Source organism: Nitrosomonas communis (assembly GCF_024102715.1).
GTDB lineage: Bacteria > Pseudomonadota > Gammaproteobacteria > Burkholderiales > Nitrosomonadaceae > Nitrosomonas > Nitrosomonas communis_B.
The window spans coordinates 1-3400 of record NZ_JAGFJM010000023.1 but is presented as its reverse complement, the minus strand read 5'-3'; the positions used below and the strand labels follow the sequence as shown (position 1 = coordinate 3400).

At 45.4% G+C, this 3400-nt stretch carries 7 protein-coding genes; 6 read left to right on the top strand and 1 reads right to left on the bottom strand.

Annotated features, from left to right (window positions below):
* The 5 genes from J5I83_RS02765 to J5I83_RS02745 all read left to right on the top strand — a co-directional run.
* A partial coding sequence (locus J5I83_RS02765) for a hypothetical protein (RefSeq protein ID WP_304053111.1) occupies positions 1-373 on the top strand: 373 nt, incomplete at its 5' end.
* The gene (locus J5I83_RS02760) at positions 366-641 is read left to right on the top strand and encodes a hypothetical protein (RefSeq protein WP_304053110.1); all 276 of its coding nucleotides are present in this window, start codon (positions 366-368) and stop codon (positions 639-641) included. The genes J5I83_RS02765 and J5I83_RS02760, both read left to right, overlap by 8 nt.
* Positions 638-814 carry a hypothetical protein gene (locus J5I83_RS02755; RefSeq protein ID WP_304053109.1) on the top strand — a complete coding sequence of 59 codons (177 nt, stop codon included), beginning with the start codon at positions 638-640 and terminating at the stop codon, positions 812-814. The genes J5I83_RS02760 and J5I83_RS02755 overlap by 4 nt, the downstream gene beginning before the upstream one ends.
* A 35-nt stretch (positions 815-849) precedes the next feature.
* On the top strand, positions 850-1059 hold the full coding sequence (locus J5I83_RS02750; protein WP_304053108.1) for a hypothetical protein: 210 nt from the start codon (positions 850-852) through the stop codon (positions 1057-1059).
* A gap of 85 nt (positions 1060-1144) precedes the next feature.
* Complete coding sequence (locus J5I83_RS02745) at positions 1145-1483, top strand: hypothetical protein (protein ID WP_304053107.1); 339 nt, start codon at positions 1145-1147, stop codon at positions 1481-1483.
* A gap of 107 nt (positions 1484-1590) precedes the next feature.
* On the opposite strand, the gene J5I83_RS02740 is transcribed toward J5I83_RS02745, so the two are convergent.
* Positions 1591-1824, bottom strand: coding sequence for a hypothetical protein (locus tag J5I83_RS02740; RefSeq protein ID WP_304053106.1), 234 nt, complete (start codon positions 1822-1824; stop codon positions 1591-1593).
* Positions 1825-2145: 321 nt separating this feature from the next.
* On the opposite strand from J5I83_RS02740, the gene J5I83_RS02735 reads away from it, so the two are divergent.
* Positions 2146-3339, top strand: coding sequence for a tyrosine-type recombinase/integrase (locus J5I83_RS02735; protein WP_304053105.1), 1194 nt, complete (start codon positions 2146-2148; stop codon positions 3337-3339).
* Positions 3340-3400: the final 61 nt, after the last annotated feature.

The following is a 3400-nucleotide window of genomic DNA, read 5'->3' as shown; positions in this document are numbered from 1 at the left end:
AAACCAAGCGTTGGAGATAATAAGAAAGCGACTAGAAACTCGGCACGCAGACATGCCGATGAGCACCAGGATTGCAGAAAAAATAGACCAGGTTCTGCCGCTGCTGAGGTTATTTGAAAAACCGGCGGTCTTTCGTGATCCAGCAATCAGAGCGAAAGAATATAAAAACGCTTTTCAATTAAAAGAACGTGCTTCTGATGCCATGATTGATCTGATGCTTCAATCTCAGCGTGAGATCGAATCGCTAGAGCGTGTTGGGGATAAGGTTTCAGCCAGCGAACTTCGTGGAGCGAGTAACGCAGTCACCAGCCTTTTGGATGGCGCACTTGTTGAGGCACGTTATTATTTGGAGAAGAATCAACAAGATGCATAACGATTTTGGCGATGACGAAAGCATTGAAGTGATTGAGGGGCAAGTTATACCTGCCAAGGGGGGCGTTGCCAGAGAACCAAGGCTAAGGCTTGGCAGCATCAGAGAAGTAAGACGCGAGCTTGTAAAGATTTACACCATGGCCAAGCAAGGTAAGATCGCTACACAGGACGCAAGCCGATTAACATTTATGTTGCAAGCGTTGTCGAATATGATTAAGGATGATGAATTTGAAAGGCGCATTGAAGCATTGGAGAAAGCACAAAAATGAAAGACCTAAGGCGAAGAATTGAAGCACTTGAAGCTGGCCGAAGTGATCCGGTTAATGATTTTCTTCATGAGATGGCGTGCCGGTTTTGTGACAGACAAGGCAAGCCAAAACCGGAAAAGCAGGATGATGTTGCTTTAACGCTAAGACAGTTAGCAGGATATTTGCCATCATGAACCTAAAATCAAGAATAGAAGGACTCGAAGCTAAGATGAACGCTAATAAAAAGCACGTGCCAGGACTAGTTTATTGGCCACAGGGAGAATCGTTTGAAGAAGCCCGAGAGAGGTACAGACGGCAACATGGCTTTGATCTACCGCCGGATGGACACGTTGTTCAACTTGTGGCGGTTGATTCTTCTAGGGGAGGAAATAATCGCGAGCTTTCACCCCAGGAATTTAAAGAGGCGTGCGCCGGTTAGCAAAAGTTAGTTTTAAAAATGATATGTTGTAACATTTTCTAGGGCAAGATCACGGCAAGTTTGGAGTGACCGGCTTGCCGTTTTTTTGAGCCAACTATATGCAAAATTGCATATATCTCCTGGATATGCTGTTAGAAAAGATTTCACTGATTCTGAGCGAGTTGCTATTGGGCGAGCTATTGAAGAGAGTTTGGCCTGGCGAAAAGGGACCAATCAATATACGAAAGAGGATTGCCAAAATTTTGACAATCCTCTTGTTGGCAAGAGATCAGACGAAATAGCCGCCCAAAAAGCAGGCTTCAACAACAAAGAAACCTACCGCCAGGCGAAGAGCGTTGTCGATCATGGTGTGCTGGATCAAAGTCAATCAGTTGACCTTGAAATGATCATCCTCACGCACGCGGGGCAAAGAATCAAACGGTAGCGTTACCGCTTGAAATCCACGAACACGCGAGTAAATCGAGGTGCGGTACCATCGAGTGACCGCACCTGTATCAAGGCCGGTGAGCAATTCGTCATTAATTTCTTTGTTCACGCCATGATCCTCCCGCTTGAATCGGTCAGGTGGCATTGTCCGCAGCCATGGGCGCTAGCCATAGCAGATGCTGCGGCAAATGAATCATGCTGTGAATGCCACAATCTTTGGCCGCAGACTTCTATATACAAATTGAATTTGCCTGATTGAGTGCGCTTGACGTAGCCAGTTGTTAGCTTTGCCATTCTGGCGTTGAAGTCTTCGGCGGATGATTCTGAAACAGTCTCCATTTTTGCATTCTCCAATCAATGTTAATTAAAGAATGCTTATTTCATGCTCAGTGAAAAAAATTGATGGTATTTTTGATGGTATTTTTTAAATCCTAAAAATAATTATCTTTATATATCAATGATATTTTAGTATTTTTAGGTTACCCCTCCCGGCACCAAATAAGCATTTCAGATAGTATCACATCGTATCAACTCCCTTGAATCTACTAGCTTTCAGCGGGATTGATAGTCTCCCATAGTATCACGGCGTATCTGGACATACCATAAAATTGTTGGTACTTTTGATGGTACTTTACATACCATCAGACGAGATACCATCAAATGCTTACGGATGTGGCAGTACGCAATGCTAAACCAGCAGATAAACCATACAAGTTAACCCATGGGGATGGACTGTATTTATTGGTGACCCCCACCGGCAAGTATTGGCGCATGAACTATCGTTACATGAGTAAACAGAAAACGCTATCAATTGGCGTGTACCCTAAAGTTACTCTTTCTTCTGCCAAAAAGAAATGCGCTGAGGCACGCGAACTGCTTGCAAAAGATGTTGATCCATCGCTGGCAAAAGCTGTCAGCAAGCAAGTCAAAAAACACGCTCAAGAAAACACCTTCAAGGCTATAGCGCTTGAATGGCACGCCAAACAGTCAACAAAATGGGCAGAGTCAACCGCACACAATATCAAGAGATGCCTGGAGCTGGATATATATCCATGGTTAGGTGGCCGACCAATAAAAGATATTGCTGCACCTGAATTGCTGGCAGTCCTGCGCAAGATAGAAGGCCGTGGAGCATATGAGAAAGCGCAGAGGACACGGGAGTATGTTGGTCGGGTCTTTAGGTACGCGATACAGACCGGGCGTGCTGAACGCGATCCTAGCGGGGATTTGAGAGGTGCGCTAACGCCAGTCAAAGCAAAACACCATGCCAGTATTACCGATCCTAAAGCCGTGGGCGAATTGCTACGGGCAATTAACGGATTTCAAGGTTCATTCGTTACTAGATGCGCGTTGCAGCTTGCTCCCCTGGTATTTGTACGGCCTGGTGAATTACGCCATGCTGAATGGTCAGAAATCGATTTCAATAAAAAGGAGTGGCGCATCCCAGGCTATAAGATGAAGATGAAAGAGCAGCATGTCGTGCCTTTGTCACGTCAAGCAGTTGAGGTTTTAGAAGCCATTCAGCCATTAACGGGTAACGGCAAATTTATCTACCCGGGCGTTAGAAGTGCCGACAGGCCGATGAGTGAAAATACCATCAATGCAGCATTGCGGCGCATGGGTTATGAGAAGGACGAAATGACCGGGCACGGCTTCAGGAGTATGGCAAGCACGTTATTACATGAGCATGGCTGGCCGCATGAAGTCATAGAAAGACAGCTAGCTCATTCGGATAGAAACAAGATAGCTGCTGCATACAATCATGCCGAACACCTGCCTAAAAGACGTGAGATGATGCAATGGTGGGCGGATTATTTGACCGAACTGGCAGCGAGCGCCAGGACATCCAATTAATGGAGGCAGTTGGAGCTTGTTACAATCTTCTTATTTTTGTTTATTTTCAAATGGTTAATGA